Annotated in this window: 12 protein-coding genes; 5 read left to right on the top strand and 7 right to left on the bottom strand. The window is 72.7% G+C overall.

The features are described from left to right. Window positions 1-128: 128 nt before the first annotated feature. Entirely contained in the window at window positions 129-2,168 is a 2,040-nt protein-coding gene (locus ACI79U_RS09985; protein WP_457070517.1) for a CocE/NonD family hydrolase, read from the bottom strand. Beyond that, on the bottom strand, window positions 2,161-3,444 hold the full coding sequence (locus ACI79U_RS09980) for an ATP-grasp domain-containing protein (RefSeq protein ID WP_457070515.1): 1,284 nt from the start codon (window positions 3,442-3,444) through the stop codon (window positions 2,161-2,163). Before ACI79U_RS09980 ends, ACI79U_RS09985 begins: the two co-directional genes overlap by 8 nt. Before the next feature lie 149 nt (window positions 3,445-3,593). Between ACI79U_RS09980 and ACI79U_RS09975 the strand changes: the two genes are divergently transcribed. Then, entirely contained in the window at window positions 3,594-3,962 is a 369-nt protein-coding gene (locus ACI79U_RS09975) for a nuclear transport factor 2 family protein (RefSeq protein WP_457070512.1), read from the top strand. A 244-nt stretch (window positions 3,963-4,206) separates the two neighbouring features. Here the strand turns inward: ACI79U_RS09975 and ACI79U_RS09970 are convergent, their stop codons facing one another. Beyond that, window positions 4,207-4,635, bottom strand: coding sequence for a MarR family winged helix-turn-helix transcriptional regulator (locus tag ACI79U_RS09970; protein WP_457070510.1), 429 nt, complete (start codon window positions 4,633-4,635; stop codon window positions 4,207-4,209). 122 nt (window positions 4,636-4,757) lie between these two features. Between ACI79U_RS09970 and ACI79U_RS09965 the strand changes: the two genes are divergently transcribed. From ACI79U_RS09965 to ACI79U_RS09950, 4 genes are all read left to right on the top strand, one after another. After that, the gene (locus ACI79U_RS09965) at window positions 4,758-5,585 is read left to right on the top strand and encodes a nucleoside-diphosphate sugar epimerase (RefSeq protein ID WP_457070508.1); all 828 of its coding nucleotides are present in this window, start codon (window positions 4,758-4,760) and stop codon (window positions 5,583-5,585) included. Between the two features lie 882 nt (window positions 5,586-6,467). Further along, window positions 6,468-6,938, top strand: coding sequence for a Fur family transcriptional regulator (locus tag ACI79U_RS09960; RefSeq protein WP_457070506.1), 471 nt, complete (start codon window positions 6,468-6,470; stop codon window positions 6,936-6,938). Continuing rightward, window positions 6,935-8,389: a peroxidase family protein gene (locus tag ACI79U_RS09955; protein WP_457070504.1), complete on the top strand. Its 1,455-nt coding sequence runs from the start codon at window positions 6,935-6,937 to the stop codon at window positions 8,387-8,389. Before ACI79U_RS09960 ends, ACI79U_RS09955 begins: the two co-directional genes overlap by 4 nt. Beyond that, window positions 8,278-9,195 carry a peroxidase family protein gene (locus ACI79U_RS09950; RefSeq protein WP_457072789.1) on the top strand — a complete coding sequence of 306 codons (918 nt, stop codon included), beginning with the start codon at window positions 8,278-8,280 and terminating at the stop codon, window positions 9,193-9,195. The genes ACI79U_RS09955 and ACI79U_RS09950 overlap by 112 nt, the downstream gene beginning before the upstream one ends. A 54-nt stretch (window positions 9,196-9,249) precedes the next feature. On the opposite strand, the gene ACI79U_RS09945 is transcribed toward ACI79U_RS09950, so the two are convergent. The 4 genes from ACI79U_RS09945 to ACI79U_RS09930 form a co-directional block, all read right to left on the bottom strand. Beyond that, a complete protein-coding gene (locus ACI79U_RS09945) occupies window positions 9,250-10,464 on the bottom strand; it encodes a serine hydrolase domain-containing protein (RefSeq protein WP_457070500.1) in 1,215 nt (404 codons plus the stop codon). Window positions 10,465-10,733: 269 nt separating this feature from the next. Continuing rightward, a complete protein-coding gene (locus ACI79U_RS09940; protein WP_457070498.1) occupies window positions 10,734-15,065 on the bottom strand; it encodes an ExeM/NucH family extracellular endonuclease in 4,332 nt (1,443 codons plus the stop codon). Between the two features lie 655 nt (window positions 15,066-15,720). Then, a complete protein-coding gene (locus tag ACI79U_RS09935; protein WP_457070496.1) occupies window positions 15,721-16,134 on the bottom strand; it encodes an OsmC family peroxiredoxin in 414 nt (137 codons plus the stop codon). Between the two features lie 151 nt (window positions 16,135-16,285). Continuing rightward, a complete protein-coding gene (locus ACI79U_RS09930; RefSeq protein ID WP_457070494.1) occupies window positions 16,286-16,426 on the bottom strand; it encodes a hypothetical protein in 141 nt (46 codons plus the stop codon). Window positions 16,427-16,507 lie beyond the last annotated feature (81 nt).

Raw genomic sequence — 16,507 nt, 5'->3', positions numbered from 1 at the left:
CCCGGCCGGAGTCAGTCGGGCGTTAGCGTGGGACACGAGCGACCTCCGCGGTCGGAATGGATGCCGTCAGACAGCTCCACCCGACCCGGAGGTCGCTCCCGCGTCAACAACGGTCCTGCTCAGTACAGCTAGACGAGGTGCCGCGGCACCGTCCGGTCCCAGTTCAGCGACACGACGCGCCGCTCGCCCTCGAAGGCGTCCAGCTCCGCGTGCAGGCAGAAGTCGGTCGCGGTGGACGTCAGCACGGTGCGGGTCACCGTCCGCACGTGCCAGTCGCCCCGGCGGAAGGCCATCCGCCACGTCGTCTCCCCGCAGACGGACCCCACGTCGTCCCCCACGGAGCTGTAGCGCTCCTCGGCCCGCCGGGTCACCTCCAGGTCGATGTCGTCGAACCGCACGACCCCCAGGTCGTTGACGACCTCCAGGGCGGACTCGTAGCCGATCAGGTCCCGCGTGACCTGCCAGCGGTGCTCGCCGGGCTGCACGTTCGTGACCGCGATCGGCTCGGCCCCCTCGGGCTCCTCGAAGGGCTGGACCGAGACCTCGTCGGACTCCCCGAGCGGCCGGTGGGGCAGACACAGCCGACTCGACCCGGTCGTCACCTCCAGCCGCGGTGACTCCGGGGAGGGCCAGGCCAGCGGCCAGTACGAGGTCGACAGCGACAGCCGGATGCGGTGGCCGGCCGCGAAGGCGTGGGCCACACCGTTCATCTGCACCTGGACCCGGTAGCGCTGGCCGGGCACCAGCGGCTCCGGGTCGGCGTGCCCATCCCGGTGGGTGAGGTTGAGCAGCCCGTAGGTGACCCGGGTGGCCCGGCCGTCCGGCGCCACGTCGGAGAGCCGGACCGCCACCATCGCGTTCGGTCGGCTGCTGGTCACCTCCAGCTCCACCGCCGGCGCGCCGAGGATCTCGTACTGCTGCTCCAGGACATCGCTGTCGAACACCAGCGAGCCGCCGTCCTCCTCGCGCTGGTCGTAGGGCAGGTCGGGGGGCGCGTTGTACGAGCACCACTTGCCGGCGAAGTGCCCCACCGACAGCGGCGACTCGATGCCCAACGACTCCTCGGGCACCACCTCCCCGCCGGCGGCGAGCCGGTTGCGGGCCAGCGGGTAGGCGACCTCGCGGATGTGCGGCGAGGGCCAGCTCGGCTCCCCCACCCACCTGCCGGGGCGGTCCTCGTAGGCGGTCAGCGGCGGCACGCTGTCCTGCATCCAGACCCGCAGCGCCGGGTTGCCGGTGACGCCGTTGTCGATGCCCTTGAGCCAGCGGTCCCACCACCGGACGACCTCCTGGAGGAAGCCGATGGCCGGGCCGGGCTGGCCCAGGTGCGGGTACTTGTGCGACCAGGGTCCGATGAGCCCCTTGCGCGGCGCGTCGAGGCTGTCGATCATCCGGAAGACGGCGTTGGAGTACCCGTCCGCCCAGCCGCTGACCGCCAGGACAGCGCACTGGACGTCCGCGGGGTCCTCGCAGACGGAGCCGTGCCGCCAGTACTCGTCCCGGGTCTGGTGGCGCAACCACTCCTCCAGCCACAGGCCGCTGCCGTGCAGGCGGTCCAGCCACATCTCCCGCCACCGGTCCCCCACCAGCGCCGGGTCGGGCGGGCTCGAGTTGTAGGCGAACATCGTCGAGGCCCAGGAGAGGTTGTCGCTGAGCAGGCAGCCGCCCATGTAGTGCACGTCGTCGGCGTACCGGTCGTCGGTCGAGCAGACCGTCAGGATCGCCTTCAGCCCCGGGGGACGGCGGGCGGCGACCTGCAGGGCGTTGAAGCCGCCCCAGGAGATGCCCATCATGCCGGTCGATCCGTTGCACCAGGGCTGCTCGGTCAGCCAGGCGAGGATCTCCTCGGCGTCGGTGAGCTCCTGCTCGAGGTACTCGTCGGTCAGCACGCCCTCGGAGTCCCCGCTCCCCCGCAGGTCCACCCGGACGCACGCGTAGCCGTGGCCGGCCATGTAGGGGTGGTGGATGGAGTCGCGGTAGGCGGTGAGGTCCCGCTTGCGGTACGGGATCAGCTCCAGGACCGCCGGCACCGGCTGCTCCGCGGAGTCCGCCGGCCGCCAGATCCGGGCGGCCAGCCGCGTGCCGTCCGACATCGGGATCCACACGTGCTCGTCCTCGACGACCTCGCCGGGGAGCTCCCGCAGGAAGCGCAGCTCGGTGTCAGCCACGTGCGGCCTCCTCGAACTCGAAGGGCAGCATCCGCACGCACTGGTCGTACTTGGCCTCCAGCTCCGCCTCGTCCTCCGCGCCGATGAACAGCCGCGCCAGCTCGTAGCTGTAGCTGTCCTGCTGCGCGAGCTCCGACAACCGGTGCCCCTGCTCCGCGACCACCTCGACGGTGACGCCGTCCACCTCCCGCTCGACGCGCGCGACGTCCTCCGGGGACGGCGCCCGCGTCACCAGGGCGTCGTCGAAGGCCCGCAGGAAGCACTTCCCCGCGATCCCATAGGCGCCGTCACCGTGCGGCTCGGCGGGCTCCTGCCCGAGGGCGAGCTCGACCAGCAGCTCGTGGTTGGAGATGCCGTCGACGTGCTCGAACAGCCGCGCGTGGGACTGGGAGTGCCGTGGGTTGACCTCCAGCAGCCGGATGTGACCGGTCTCCGGGTCCCAGAAGTACTCGATGTTGAACGTCATCTGCTCCAGGCCGATCTGGTCGATGACCCGCTCCGACAACGTCGCCATCCGGCGCTGCACCTCCGCCGGCAGCTGGGAGGGGTACTGGTAGCGCAGGAAGCTGGACGTCCCGGGGTAGTGCAGCGAGTCGACGATGCCGTAGACGTGCGAACGGCCCGCCGTCCGGTAGCCCTCCACGGTCACCTGCCGGCCCACCGCGGCCTCCTCGGCCAGGCACACCCGGGCGCCGACCTCGGCGATGCCGGACGGGAGCTCGTCGAGCTGGTCCAGCACGAACTCGAAGGGCTCGGCGTACTTGCCGATGCCCTCCCGGATCTCCGCCAGTGCGCCCGCGAGCTGGTCGTCGTCGGCCACCCGGAAGGCCATCTCCGAGGACACCGACTTCACCGGCTTGAGCCACACGGGGTAGCTCAGCTCGGCCGGCAGCCGGGCGGGCCCGTCGACGTCGACCAGGGCGAACCCGGGCACCTCGTCGATCGCCTTCCGCTGCTCGAGCCGGCTCCAGTACTTGTGCTCGCACTTGGTCACCGCCTCGAGCGACGGGCCCGGCACCCCGTACCGGCGGCACAGGATCGGCACCATGGAGCTGACCGGGAAGTCCCAGTAGCCGATGATCGCGTCGATGGGTCCGTCGAAGGCCTCGAGGTGGGTCTGGGCCCGGTCGAGCATCGCCGGGAGGTCGATGTCCTCGACCCCGATCAACTCCTCCTTGGTCAGCAGGCCGTGGAACCGGTACCGGTGCTCAGGCAGGTCATCGAGGATCTCCGCGTTGAGGTCGTCCATTCCGAGTACGAAGACGTTGGCAGCCATCACAGCGGCGCTACCCGCGACCTCGACGATCACACGACCAAACCGCGATCGCGGGCGGTGGTCGGGGTACAGGTCGCACCCCGGCGGGGCCCCGCGCGCGCCGCTGGCGTCGCTCCGACCGCAGTGATCGACCGTGAGGACGAGGACGAATGCCGCTGGCCGTGATCGACCGCCTGGTCGATGCCGTCAACAGGCACGACATCGACGCACTGACCGGGTGCTTCGCCCCCGCGTTCGAGTGCCTCTGGCCGGCGCACCCGGCGCGTTCGTTCACCGGCCGGGACCAGATCCGACGCAACTGGGAGAGCATCTTCGCGACCTTCCCGGACATCCAGGCGGTGGTGGCCGCCCGGGCGGGTGCCGGCGACGAGGTGTGGGCGGAGTGGGAGTTCCTGGGCAGCGGACGGGACGGCGCGAGGCTCCACCAGCGGGGCGTCATCGTCGTGGTCGTCGACGACGACGTGATCGCCCGGTCGCGCTTCTACCTGGAGCCCGTGGATCCGCAGCTGACAGGATGACCGGGTGCTGCGCGACGGAGACTTCGCCCGGTGCTGCGGGGCTTCCGGCACCTGCTGACGCCGGCCGCGGCGGGCATCCTGGCCAGCCCACCCGCCACACGCCGCGCGACCTGGTCCAGGTGGGACTCCAGGAGGAAGTGCCCGCCGTCCAGTAGCTCGATGCGGGCGTGCGGGAGGCCGGTGGTGGGGGCCGCTGCCGGCCCCGGTTGCGTGCACTCCGGCGCATCACCGTGGGGCGCGGGGGTCATCCCTGTTCGGGCCCACCCGGAGCGAGCACCTTCGACAGCAGCGCCGAGAACCGCTGCTGCTCCTCCCCCGTCAGGCGGCCCAGCCGGTCGGCCGGGAACTCGAACGCCCGCCGGACGTCGCGGTGCACCCGCCGCCCCGCCGCGGTGATCGACACCCGCTTGACCCGCCGGTCGGCCGGGTCGACCACCCGGGCCACCAGCCCGCGCGCCTCCAGCCGAGCGACCAGCTGGGTGACGTTCGACGCGTCGCACAGCAGGGCGACGGCGAGCTCCCCCATCGAGCTGCTGCCGGCGCTCAGCCGGCCCAGCAGGCAGGCCTGGGCCGCGCTCACCCCGACCGCCTGCGCTGCCGCGTCGTACGCCGCGTCGTAGGCGTAGACGAAGTCCCACACCTGCTGGTCGAGGGTGCTGGCCGCGTCGGTCACGGGCCCATATTACTTGAGTCACTCATGCTTCCGTGGTTGCATGGAGACCATTACTTCAGTGACTCAAGCAATCGGAGGGGATCGCAGTGGAGCGTCCGGGAACGGAGAGAACGCGCGTCCTGGTGACCGGGGTCCGCGGCAAGACCGGCGTCCCGCTGGCGGAGCTGCTCGTCGCCCGGCCGGACGTCGAGGTGCTCGGTGGCAGCAGCGACCCGGCCACGGTGACCACCGAGGGCGTGCGACCGACCGCATTCTCCTGGGACGACCCGGCCGGGTGGCCCGCGGCCACCGACGGCATCGACGCCGTGTACGTCGTCCAGCCGATACGCGCCGACGCCCCGGAGCTGGTCGGCGCGCTGCTCGACCGGACGCCGCCCCGGGCCCACGTCGTCCTGCTGTCCGAGCGGAACGCGGACGACGTCGGCCCCGACGGGTGGTCGCTGCGGACCGAGCGCGTGGTGCGCGGCAGCGGCCGGAGCTGGACGATCCTGCGGCCCAGCTGGTTCATGCAGGTCTTCACCGACCCCCGCTTCTACCGCGACCAGCTCCTGGACACCGGCGAGCTCCCCTTCGCCAGTGGCGGCACGAGCGTGTCCTGGATCGACGCCCGGGACATCGCAGCGGTCGCCGGGCGGGCGCTCCTCGACGAGGGCCACGCCGGCCAGGTGTACGAGCTCTCCGGGCCGGAGAGCCTGTCGCTGGCACGCACCGCGGAGCTGCTCGCCCACGGCACCGGACGCCCGGTGGTCCACCGGGAGGTCACGATCGACGAGGCGGCGGCCGGGACCGAGGGCTTCGAGCGGGACCTGACCGCGTTGACGTTCCAGCGCGTGCGCGCCGGGACCTTCACGCGCGTGACCGAGACGGTCCAGCAGGTGACGGGACGCCCGGCACGGACGCTGGCGACCTTCCTCGCCGACGCGGGCCCGGCGCTGGGGCGCGCGGTCTGACCCTCTCGACCGCAACCCGCAGTCCGCTCCACGCGGTGCTCACGCTGCAGCGAGTTGCCGACGCCGCGACACCTGACCGAGAAGGACTCCCCGACCTCCCACCGGTCGACTGACCGCTACCGCCGATCCTGGTCCGGCATGTCCGATCCGTTCGGCAGAGTCGTCTCCGAGCCCGGCTTCCACAGGACAGCAGCGCCAGCACCATGCCGATCGGGATCCCCATGGCGGGGTTGTCGAGGAAGATCCCGATGACGGCGCCGGCCATGACCACGACCGTGTCAACCCATGCCGCGCCGCGAACTCCGGAACGGATCACCGAGGTCATCCCGCGTCGGCCTGAGGCCCTTCGCGCGCTGCCGACCCGAGGTCGGGTCGCGGCTCGTCGACGTCGGTTGCACCGTCGCGGCCGACCGCTCGGCTGCACACCTGTCGGGGCACCCGTCGTCGCCGGGAGTGCGCCCGCCCCACGTCCTCACCGACCACCCGTGCCAGCGGTGGGCGGTCGGCGCAGGGTCCGGAAGAAGGCTCGGACGTCATCGGTGAACAGAGCGGGCTGCTCCATCCCGAGGAAGTGGCCGCCCCGCGGCCACGTTCCCGACCGGCCGCGGGCGGGTCAAGCGTTGCGCCGCCCCGGCATCGGTCTGCAGGTCAGGACCACGGGCGGCGGCCGGTGGAGCCGGAGGACCCTGCCGCGCCGGCCGTCACCGGCAGAGGCTCGGGGCTGCCGACAGCCTGGGCGGACCTCGCCACCCGGCCGGCCGACCAGGTGAACGGGCCGAAGAGCCGATGGGCGCTGACCGGCTGGTGCCGACGACCCGCCCCGGACGGTTGCCGGCGCCAAGCTCTCTTGACCTGGTCAAGAAACGACGACAGGCTGCCGCTGTGCCGGATGCCGCCCACCTCGAACGGCTGTTGCGCACCGCAGGCCTGCGGGTCACCCGGCCACGGCTGGCGGTGCTGGACGCCGTCCACGCGCAGCCGCACGTCGACACCGAGGCGCTGATCGGGGCGGCCCGCGCCCGCCTCGGTGCGGTGTCGCACCAGGCGGTGTACGACGTGCTGCGGGCGCTGACCGACAGCGGCCTGGTGCGGCGCATCCAGCCGCAGGGCTCGGTGGCCCGCTACGAGGCCCGCGTGGGCGACAACCACCACCACCTCGTCTGCCGGGACTGCGGCTCGATCGTCGACGTCGACTGCGCCATCGGCGCCGCGCCCTGCCTGACCCCCTCCGACGACGCAGGCTTCGTCGTCGACGAGGCCGAGGTCATCTACTGGGGCCGGTGCAGCTCCTGCGCCACCGCACCGGCTGCCCCGCCCACCACCGACCGTCCCGCAGAGAGAGGCAACCCGTGACCGAGCACGACAAGTCCCAGGTCAGCACGGCCGACTACGACAAGACCGAGGTCGCCAAGGCGCAGTCGGAGAGCACCAGCGAGAGCGAGAACCCGGCGATCAAGGCGCCGGAGCCGGCCACCAACGGGCGCCCCCGCACCACCCGCGACTGGTGGCCCAACCAGGTCGACGTCCAGGTGCTGAACAGGACCTCCAAGGACTCCGACCCGCTCGGCGCGGACTTCGACTACAAGGCCGCGGTGGCCACGCTCGACGTCGAGGCGGTCAAGCGCGACGTCGTCGAGGTCATGCGCACCTCGCAGGACTGGTGGCCGGCCGACTGGGGTCACTACGGCCCGCTGTTCATCCGGATGTCCTGGCACGCCGCGGGCACCTACCGCATCGCCGACGGCCGAGGTGGCGGTGGCGAGGGCGGGCAGCGCTTCGCCCCGCTGAACAGCTGGCCGGACAACGCCAACCTGGACAAGGCCCGCCGGCTGCTGCTGCCGGTCAAGCAGAAGTACGGCCGCAAGCTCTCCTGGGCCGACCTGCTGGTGCTGGCCGGCAACGTCGCGCACGACGACATGGGGCTGAAGACCTTCGGCTTCGCCTTCGGCCGCGCCGACAACTGGCAGCCCGGTGAGGTCTTCTGGGGCCCGGAGGACACCTGGCTCGGCGACGAGCGCTACGCCGACGACGCCCCGCTGGACCTGGACGACGGCCACCTCGCCGCCGTCACCATGGGCCTGATCTACGTCAACCCCGAGGGTCCGCAGGGCAAGCCCGACCCGCTGGCGTCCGCCCACGACATCCGCGTCACCTTCAGCCGGATGGGCATGAACGACGAGGAGACCGTCGCGCTCATCGCCGGCGGCCACACCTTCGGCAAGACGCACGGCGCGGGCAACCCCGAGCTGGTCGGCCCCGAGCCCGAGGGCTGCCCGGTGCACGGCAACGGCATCGGCTGGGTCAGCCAGTACGGCACCGGCAAGGGCGCCGACACCATCACCAGCGGCCTCGAGGGCGCGTGGACCCCGACGCCGACCCAGTGGGACAACACCTACTTCGAGATGTTGTTCAGCTACGACTGGGAGCTCACCGAGAGCCCGGCCGGCGCGAAGCAGTGGAAGCCGAAGAACCCCGAGGCGCAGGAGCTCGTCCCGGACGCGCACATCGAGGGCAAGAAGAACGCCCCGATGATGGCGACCACCGACCTCGCCCTCATGGCCGACCCCGGGTTCCGGGAGATCTCCGAGCGGTTCTACAACGACCCGGAGTACTTCGCCGACCAGTACGCCCGGGCGTGGTTCAGCTGCTGCACCGCGACATGGGCCCGAAGAGCCGCTACGTCGGCCCGGACGTGCCGGCCGAGGAGCTCATCTGGCAGGACCCGGTCCCGGCCGTCGACCACGAGCTCGTGGGCGAGGCGGAGATCGCCGACCTCAAGGCCCGCCTGCTCGCCTCGGGGCTGACCGTGTCGCAGTTGGTGCACACCTCCTGGTCAGCGGCGGCGTCCTACCGCGGCACCGACAAGCGCGGTGGGGCCAACGGGGCGCGGCTGCGCCTGGAGCCGCAGATCAACTGGGCGGCCAACCAGGGCGTCGCCGACGTGCTGCCGGTGCTGGAACAGGTGAAGAGCGACTTCGAGTCGCAGACCGGCAAGCGGGTGTCGCTGGCCGACCTGATCGTGCTCGGTGGCACCGCGGCGGTGGAGAAGGCCGCGGCCGACGCCGGCGTGCAGCTCACCGTGCCGTTCTCCCCCGGCCGCACCGACGCCAGCCAGGAGCAGACCGACGTCGAGAACTTCCGCTGGCTCGAGCCGCGGGCCGACGGCTTCCGCAACTACCTCCAGCCGGGCAGCAAGCTCGAGCCGGAGACGCTGCTGATCGACCGCGCCTACATGCTCGAGCTGACCGCGCGGGAGATGGTGGTGCTCCTCGGCGGCCTGCGGGTGCTCGGGGCCAACACCGGCGGGGTGCAGCACGGTGTGTTCACCGACCGGCCGGGTGTCCTGTCCCAGGACTTCTTCCGCAACCTGCTGGACCTGGGCGTCCAGTGGCGCACCTCGGTGCAGGACGAGGACGTCTACGAGGGCCTGGACGCCGACGGGAACGTCGTCCGCACGGCGACCGCGGTGGACCTGGTGCTCAACTCCAACTCCATCCTGCGCGGCATCGTCGAGGTCTACTCGGGCGACGACATGCAGGAGAAGTTCGCCCAGGACTTCGCCGCTGCCTGGGTGAAGGTCATGGAGCTGGACCGCTACGACCTCCGGTAGCCACCCCACCCGGACGCCCCGGCCCGCAGCTGCGGGCCGGGGCGTCCGGAGCCCTCACCCGACCGGGGCGCAGAGCGCCTGGTCCACGCTCGCGGAGACGTGCTCGACCATCTCCAGGGTGGTGGGCAACCCGGTCACCGCGACGACCGCACTGCGCCCGTCCTCGGTGGCGAGGTTCCGCGTCTGGAACCCCTGGATGTCCCCGCCGTGCCCCCAGGCGGCGCCGCCGCAGCTGAGGTCGTGCCGGGCGATGCCGAGCCCGTACTCCCACCCCTCGGTGGCTTCGAACCCGGGCGCGGCGACGGTGGTCATCATCTCCGCCTGCTGCGCCGGCTCGAGCAGCTCCCCGCCGACGACCGCGTCGAAGAACTGGCGCAGTTCGTCCGGGGTGGAGATCAGCTGCCCCGCGGCCCAGCCCAGCGAGGGGTCCATCTCCGTGACGTCGACCCACGGTGCACCAGGCGCGACGGCGACGTGGCCCTGCGGGTGCCGGCCGGCGATCTGCTGGTCCCCCACCCCCGGCCAGTACGTGTGCCGCAGGTGCAGCGGCTCGATGATGCGCCGGGTGATCTCCTCGCCGAGGGGGCGCTCGGTGACCCGTTCGGCGATCAGGCCGGCGAGCACGTAGTTGGTGTTGCTGTACGCCCACGAGGTCCCCGGCGCGAACAGGGCGGGCCGGGTCAGCGCCTCGTCGACCAGTCGCCGCGGCTGGAAGTAGGCCGAGCTCCGGTCGATCAGGTCCTGCGGCCGGGTGAACACGACGTCGTCGTAGTCGGGCAGGCCGCTGGTCTGCTGGAGCAGCTGCCGGACGGTGATCGCGGTGCCGTCGTTGCCGTTGCCCCGCACGACTCCCGGCAGGTACTGCTCGACGGGGGCGTCGAGGTCGATCCTCCCCTCCCCGACGAGCTGCAGGACGACGACCGCCGTGAAGGTCTTCGTGTTGCTGCCGATGCGCACCGAGCCGTTCACGGGGACCGGCTCCCCGTTGCGGAGGTCGCCCACCCCGGCGGTGTACTGGCGCACCCGGCCATCGGCGTGCCGCACCGACGCCAGCGCGCCGGGGAAGCCGTCCGCGGCGACCAGCTGGTCCAGCTGCTGCTGCACGACCCCGTGCGACCGGGAGTGGCCGGCGTCCGCGCCGGGGTCGGCCAACGCGGCCGGCGCGGTGAACGCGACGCCGGCCGTGACGGCGCCCACCAGGCCGACGGCGAGGGACGTGGACCTGCGGCGGTGGGCGGGGCGGCGGGCTGGGCGGGTGCGGTGCGGCATGGGGAGCTCCTCGGGTCGGGGTCCTCGTCGGACGCCGTCCACCCTCCGGCGCCGGGCACCGCCGATCGATCCCGCCAGCTGCCGGGGCGGCGCTACCGCAGGCACCACCACACCCCCGGCGTGATCGGCATCCCGCAGGTCCCCGACCCGCGCGGCACGTGGACGACCCCGGGACGGCCGGAGGCCGGCCCCCACCGAGTGGGGACCGGCCTCCGGTCGTCGCGCTGCTCCGGTGCCGGCCGACCGTCGCGGTCGGCCGGCACGGTGGCTCAGCCGCCGAACCAGCCGCGGAACAGGTCCTGGAGGAAGCCCACGATCCAGCCCAGGACGCCGTTGCCCGTGCCGCCGCCGTTGCCACCGCCGTTGCCACCGCCGTTGCCACCGCCGTTGCCGGGCTGGCCGGCGTCGGTCACCTGCACCTGCACCGCCGCGGTCACCCCCGACTCCGAACCCGTGGCCACGATCTCGGCCGACCCGGCAGCGACCCGGTTGGGGATGCGGACCGTCGCCGAACCGGCGCCCTGGGCGTCGGTGCGGATGCGCCCGAGCCGGTCACGGCCCAGCGTCACCGTGACCCGCTCGGACGGCCCGAACCCGGTCACCGAGACGGTCACCCGGTCCCGGGCGGCGACCGTCGTCTCCGACACCGTCACCCCAGCGGCGGGCGCCCCCGGCTCCTCGGCCTCGCCGACGGTGACCCGGCCGGTGTAGGCCTCCGGGCTCAGCGGCGAGTTCTCCTCCAGGTACGCCTGGAAGGAGTCGAAGTCGATGAGCCCGGTCCCCTCCGTGGTGCCCTCGGGGAAGACGGTGAAGTTGTCCCCGCCGGAGGCCAGGAAGCTGTTCGTGGCCACCCGGTAGGTCGCGGCCAGGTCGATCGGCTCCCCGGAGATCCGGATGCTGTCGACGATGATCCGCTCACCGGCGGGCGCCTCCGGGTCGTAGGACCAGGTCAGCTCCTCGGAGGCACCCAGCGCCAGGAACGGGCGCGAGCTCCCCTCGGGCTGCCACTGCTGCTCGAGCACCTGCACCAGCTGCGCCCCGGTGAGCGAGGTGACGACCAGGTCGTTGGCGAAGGGCGTCACCGCGTTGGCCTCGGCCAGCGTGATCTCGCCATCCTCCCCGTACAGCAGGTCGGCCCGCAGGCCGCCGGGATTGACCAGACCGAGGTCGGCCGGCTCGATGGCGCTGAGCTCGGACCCGTACACGTAGGAGTCCGCGACCAGACCACCGAGGGCCGAGTACGACCCGCGGTCCTCCGTGCCGTCGGTGGCGAAGGCACGGGTGATGTCGGCCGTCACCGCGCCGATCACCTCGCTGCCCACCTCCTCGGCGTAGGCCTCCGCGGCCGCGACCGTCTCGGCGATCTCGGCGACCCGCGGGTACGCGGCGACGAGCTCGTCGGCCGGCCGCTCGCTGAGCGGCAGGTTCTCCACGGTCACGGCGGTCACCTCGTCGGTGGCCTCCTCGTAGGTCAGCGCGATGCGGCCCAGCGCGTCCGCGTAGGACCCGGTCTGGATCACCGGCCGGGTGCCCTCGGCGCCGGGGACCGGCGCCTCCCACGCGTAGCTCTGGTGGGTGTGACCGGTGAAGATCGCGTCCACCTCGGCGTCGACCCCACCGACGATCGCGGCGAACGCCGTGTCGGCGGCGAGTTCCTCCTCCAGGGAGTCACTGCCCGGCGCGCCCTCGTGGGCGAGCAGGACGATGACGTCCGCCTCGTCGCCGGTGCCGTCGGTCAGCTCACCGACCACGCGGTTGGTGGCCTCGACCGGGTCGCCGAAGGTGATGCCCTCGATGCCCGCCGGGGAGACCAGCGAGCGCGTCTCCTCGGTGACCACGCCGATGACGCCGACCGTCACGCCGTCCGCGTCCAGCAGCGCGTACTCCGGCAGGGCCGGTGCACCGTCCCGGTAGACGTTGGCGCCCAGGTACTCGAAGGCGGCCAGCCCGCTCTCGCCGTCCACCCCGACCCGGTCGGTGAGGTCGGCGAAGCCGCGGTCGAACTCGTGGTTGCCCACGGCGGAGGCCTGCAGGCCCAGCTCGTTCAGCACCTCGATCGTCGGCTCGTCCTGCTGGACGCCGGAGACGAACGGCGAGGCGCCGATGTTGTCCCCGGCGGACAGCAGCAGCGTCGCGTCGACGTCCTCCCGCACCCGCTGCTCCTCCACGGTGCCGGCCAGCGCGACGGCGTCGCCGAGCCGGCCGTGGAAGTCGTTGATCCCGAGCAGCTGCAGCTCCGTGATCCCGTCGACCGGCTCACCGGACCCGTCGAGGTCGAGCCCGACCAGCAGCGGGTCGTGGTCGCTGGACCGGTACTGGTGCGGCGCGTAGAGCTCGGCTGCGCCGGTGTACTGGTAGGCGAACGACTCGACCGAGTTGATGTTCCAGTGCGCGACGTCGGTCACCTTGGCGGTCATGCCGTCGGTGGCCAGGGCGTGGTCCAGCGAGCCGGACTGGTCGTCGAAGACGTAGCTGTACCGCCCCTCGTCGAACTGCGTGCCCAGGTCGGTCAGGCCGGCCTCCCGGAGCACCTCGATCGGGTCCTCCTGCGAGTACGCGTTGAGGTCACCGAGGACCAGCACGTCCTCGTCGCCGGTGCTCTCCTGCAGCTCGGTGACGAAGCCGGCCAGCGCCTCGGCCTGGCCGACGCGGTCGGGGTTGGAAGCGCCCTGCCCGTCGCCCTGGTCGGCGTTGGCGCCCTCGCCGCTGCCCTTGGACTTGAAGTGGTTGGCGATGACGGTGAACTCGTCACCCGCCGCCGAGAACGTCTGCGCGATGGGCTCGCGGGCGTTGTCGAAGTTCACCTCGTCGACCAGGCCGATCGAGTCGCCCACCGGCGTGACGGACGCGGGCTGGTAGATGATCGCGTTGCGGATGACGTCGCGGTCGACCGCGAGGAGCTCCTCGGGGAACGCCGTGAAGGCCCACTTGTCGGTGCCGGCGTCGGCGTTGAGCCGGGCGACCAGGTCGGCGACCGCCTGGTCGGGGCTGCCGTCGCCGTAGCCGGTGGAGGCGGTGTCCTCGATCTCCATCAGGCTCAGCACGTCGGCGTCCATGGCGTTGATCGCGGTCACGATCTTGGCCGCCTGGCGCTCGAGGCCCTCGGCGTCGTCCGCGCCGCGGCCCTCCCCGCCGAAGGTGAGGAAGTAGTTGAGCACGTTGAACGCGCCGACCTGGACCTCACCACCGACCTCGTCCGGGGTCGCCGGCCGGGTGTTCTGCGGCGCGAACGTGCCCTCCGCGGTGCCGTCGGCCGGCTGCAGCCGCCAGGTGTCGAAGCCGTAGCCCAGCACCAGCGGGGACTGGAAGGACAGCTCGTCACCGACGCGGACCGGGGTGTCGGGGGTGAGGTACGGCGCCGTCGCCGGGGTGACCTGGGCGGTCACGGCGTCGTCGAGGACGATCCGGCGCTCGGCGTTCTGCGCGGCGATCGCCTCGGCCTCGGGGCCGGGGCGGGCGAGCTCGGTCGGCTGCACCAGGATGCCGCCCTCGGCGAGGGGCAGCTCGCCGAAGCGGGTGAGGTCGTAGACCTCGCTGACGGTGAGGGTGTCGGCCGGGTCGACGAGCATGCCCTCGAGCCGCTCGCGGGTGGCGTCGTCGGCGGGCAGGTCGAGCTCCGCCGCCGGCGGGAGGTCGGCCGCGGCGCCCTCGGCGCAGACGGTGACGGTGCTGCCGGAGCCGATCTGGGTCTGCCCCTCGTACTCCCCCGGCGTGCCGGAGACGACGACGGTGTCGCCGAGGTCGACGGCTGCGGGGCTGTAGACGAAGACGCCGTCGGAGGTGGCGGTGTCGCCGTCACCGTCGGCGTCCTGCAGGTAGAAGCCACCGAAACCCGGGACGTCGCCGACCACGACGCCCTCGACGGTCACCGGCTGGCCGGCGAGCGGGGTGGCGTCGCCGGTGCCCTGGACCTGGCCGATCTCGTGGGTCGGCTCCGTCTCGCAGGCCGGGCCGCCCGGCTCACCCGGCTGCTCACCGCCGGGGCCCTCCCCACCGGGGGCGGGGTTGAGCGCACCGGGGGTGCTCGCCGCCGGCCCCTGCCAGACCAGCGTGTCGGTGCCGGCGTCGTAACTGCGCGAGAGCGACGTCCCGCCCGGGTCCGACCCGTTCTGGGCGACGCCGATGTCGGTGCTCGTGGCACCGGCGGCCGGCCCGTTCGCCGCGGTCAGCACCCCCTCGTAGGAGAGGAACTCCAGGACGGTGCCGTCCGCGTCGACCAGCGCGATGCCGTCCGGAGCGCCGTTCTGGATCCCGTTGGCCGGGTACTCGACGAGCGCCACCGCCGGGCCGTCGGCCGGCGCCGTCACGGCGGGCACCGGGGTGGTCGAGTAGGTCTGGCCGTCGTTGCCGTTGTAGAGGACCACCGACAGACCCGCCGACGAGGTGCCGGCGGGGACCTGGACCTCGATGAACTCCCCGGCGTCCGTGCCGGTGTTGTCGTAGTGCAGCTCGGCGATGAACGGGGTGGTGGGGGTGGCCGCCGTGGCGACGGCGGGCAGGCCGACCACCGCGAGGGTCGCGGCGGCGGTGCCGAGGACACCTCGTCGCGCGACCGCGCGAGCGGTCGAGCGGCGGGGTGCAGTGCCGGGTTGTGCGGGCACGCGAGTTCCTTCCGACGAGGAGTGGGCGCGAGCAGCCAAGGCCATCTTGGTGACGCTCAGGTGACGGAACGGGTGCGGTCTGTGCTCCTCCCGAGGCGACTGGGGCAGCCCGCATCACTGCCGGTGCTCGGACGATAATCGTGAGTGATGACTCGTGCGACCCGACCGGACGCCCGTAAGCCGGACCCGCCCGACTGTCCACCCGCGGCAACCGTGGACCAGATCACAGCTGGGCGACATCAGAGTTCACCTGCCACCCGGCCACCGCATCCCGGTGGCTCCGAACGGTCCCAGCTGACCATCGGATGAGCGGTGAACGGACTGGTGCCCGACCCCGGTCCTCGGCGAGCGTTGGAGCCGGTACCGACGCCCCGCGGGTGACCGACCGGCCAGCGATGCCAGGTCCGCTCGCACGCAGCTGACGTTCGGGTTGCCGGTCCGGGCGACGAGGTCCCCGGCGAAGCCGTCCCCGTCCGCTCCCCGGGTCACCACCACCAGGTGGAGGTCCGGGCAGGTGCGCAGGACGTGCCCGGCGGCGTACCGGCCCAGCCCGCGGGTGGCGGGCTGCCGCGGACACACGCGTGCCGCCGCCGGTCCGGGCTCGGACCAGCGGCGGCACGGACGTGCTGCGGATCGGTGGGTGCGTGGCGCCCCGTCAGGCCAGCCGTGCGTCGACCGTGACGGGCACCGCGAGGGCGTTGGAGATCGGGCAGCCGGCCTCCGTGGTCTTCACGTGCTGGGCGAAGTCGGCGTCGGACAGCCCCGGTGCCTCCGCCGTCACCGCCAGCGCGATGCCGGTGACGGCCGGGCCGGCGCCGAGCGTCACGGACGCCGTGGCGTGCACCGCGGTGACCTGCTGACCGGCCCCGGAGATCACGTTGGCCAGGAACATGGCGAAGCAGGAGGCGTGCGCGGCGCCGAGGAGCTCCTCGGGATCGGTGCCCGCGCCGTCCTCGAACCGGGACGCGAAGGTGTACGGGCCGGTGAACAGGCCGGACCCCAGCGCCACCGCACCGGCGCCCCCGGCGAGGTCGCCCTTCCAGACTGCGTTCGAGTTGCGTGTCGTCATGCCCAGCAGCGTCGCCCGCCGGCCTGCTCAACGGGCACGCCATCGGCTGACCCGCGGTGACCAGCGCTGTCCACCCGGCGCCCCCGGCCCGGAGCGCTGCCCCTACCCCGTGGCCTCGCTGCTGCGAGGTCACGGCGGAGAGCGGCGCAGCTCAGGTGCGGCGGCGGTTGCTCAGCCGGCCGAGCAGTCGCTTGAGCAGGTTGGCCTTGATCAGTCCGGACACGATCCCCATGGCGATTGCTCCTCTGCGTCGTCGTTGGGCCGGCCGGTACCCGGCAGCCGCACGATCCATGCCCCGGCCGGCGGGGAGGTGCGGCGCCGGCTCAAGGTCGGGCGATCACATCCGACCGACGTCGGGAGTTCACCTGCCAGC

It is taken from the genome of Modestobacter sp. SYSU DS0904 (genome assembly GCF_054051115.1).
The sequence above is the reverse complement of the archived record's forward strand: the minus strand, read 5'-3'. Positions and strand labels throughout refer to the sequence as shown.

Excerpts from the sequence above, each read along its gene's own strand:
- ACI79U_RS09980 (WP_457070515.1), bottom strand. The coding sequence starts at position 3,444 with ATGGCTGCCAACGTCTTCGTACTCGGAATGGACGACCTCAACGCGGAG.
- ACI79U_RS09975 (WP_457070512.1), top strand. The coding sequence starts at position 3,594 with ATGCCGCTGGCCGTGATCGACCGCCTGGTCGATGCCGTCAACAGGCAC.
- ACI79U_RS09945 (WP_457070500.1), bottom strand. The coding sequence starts at position 10,464 with ATGCCGCACCGCACCCGCCCAGCCCGCCGCCCCGCCCACCGCCGCAGG.
- ACI79U_RS09935 (WP_457070496.1), bottom strand. The coding sequence starts at position 16,134 with ATGACGACACGCAACTCGAACGCAGTCTGGAAGGGCGACCTCGCCGGG.
- ACI79U_RS09930 (WP_457070494.1), bottom strand. The coding sequence starts at position 16,426 with ATGGATCGTGCGGCTGCCGGGTACCGGCCGGCCCAACGACGACGCAGA.